Annotated in this window: 1 protein-coding gene; it reads left to right on the top strand. The window is 43.6% G+C overall.

All coding sequences use genetic code 11. The annotated features are described in order from the left end of the window. A partial coding sequence (locus IGQ44_03575; protein ID HIK37053.1) for a capsular biosynthesis protein occupies nt 1-1504 on the top strand: 1504 nt, incomplete at both ends.

Below are 1504 nucleotides of genomic sequence, written 5' to 3'. Positions count from 1 at the left end.
GGCTGAACTCTTCAGGGCTATCAGACGAAAAGGCCTATTGATTATCGCCACAACCCTAGCCGTGGCCATTCCCTCTTCCGTCTGGATTCTAAGCCAACCCCCCCTATACGAAGGTAAAGTAGAAATACTAGTGGAGCCTCCCAATCAAAGAAGTGAGAGTTCGATTGTTGTAGCCGGCAGGGGACTTGGTGGCCCCCGAAGTAACTTGGACTATGATAGTCAGATTAGAGTGTTGAAGAGTCCTGTCATTCTCACCCCTATTGTCCAATCCATCCAGTCAAAGTATCCTGAGGTCCTGTTGTACCCCCCCGCCGACAAAAAAGATAAAAAAAAAGAAGGACTTACTGAGGCAATAAAAATCAAACGGGGGGCAAAAGACACCAGAATACTGGAAGTGAGCTACAAGAGCGAATCTAAGGAGAAAGTGCTATTTGTACTCCGGCACACCATCAGAGGTTATCTCCAATATCAAAAGAAAGAACACATTGACAGTCTTAGCAGGCAAATAGATTTCACAGAAAGGGAAATCAAGAAGGCAAGGGCAGAAGTAGCCAAATGGGACTTTGAATTAGAAAAATTTCAAAAAAGTAGAGGCGTAATGACCCCAAACCTCCAGGGAAATGCTTTTCAGGCACAACTGGCATTCATCCAAGGAGAAAGAGAAAAAGTAAAAGTGGAGTTGGAAGGACTAAGAAAACTTTCCCGGGAACTACAAAAGAAAATTCAATTGACTCCCCAACAGGTGGACATAGTAACCCTTCTCAACAGACAACCCTATTACCTTCAACTGATCTCGCGCCTGAGAGAAACCGAGACTCAGCTGGCCTTGGAGACAGTCAAGCTTGGCAGCGAACACCCTGCTGTCAAGGAGCTAAGCCTAAGAAGAGATCAATTGGTATCTTTGCTGCAAATAGAAACAGACAAAATACTAAAAAACCCCCCAGAAAATTTGTCCTTGGACTTTCTTGTTTCAATTCCCCAAAACCGGCTGGAAGCAGTCCAACAGTTTTTCGATGTCAACAATCAGATTCAAGTGTTACAAGCCAAGGACAGAGGACTAGCAGAGGCACTGGAAAAACTAAATCGAAACACTAGTGACTTCTCCACCACTAACAGGGAATACAGCCAACTTTTGAGGGAATCACAAATAGCTAATCAAAAACTCACCAGACTTTTAACCTCCATGGAGAACTTGCGATTCCAGTTATATACTGCCTTGTTCCCCTGGCAAGTTTTAACTCCCATCGACGAAAACATCATTAAGGACGCCTCCAAGAAAAACATAAAACTGGCAGTGGTTATCATTTCCAGTGTTTTCGTCTCCCTTTTCATTGGTTTGTTATTGGAATTCTCTGACAAGAGGTTCAGAAGTCTTGAAGAAATCAAAAATACTATCAGATTGCCTCTGTTGGGGACTTGTCCTTACAACAAAAATCTGGCTGTCCTCTTTCCCGGAAACCACAAAAAAGCCCGGAAAAAAGGTCTAATTTCGCCGCAAACTCTC

The sequence above is a fragment of the Geminocystis sp. M7585_C2015_104 genome, assembly GCA_015295805.1.
In the GTDB taxonomy this organism is placed as follows: domain Bacteria; phylum Cyanobacteriota; class Cyanobacteriia; order Cyanobacteriales; family Cyanobacteriaceae; genus DVEF01.
The sequence above is the reverse complement of the archived record's forward strand: the minus strand, read 5'-3'. Positions and strand labels throughout refer to the sequence as shown.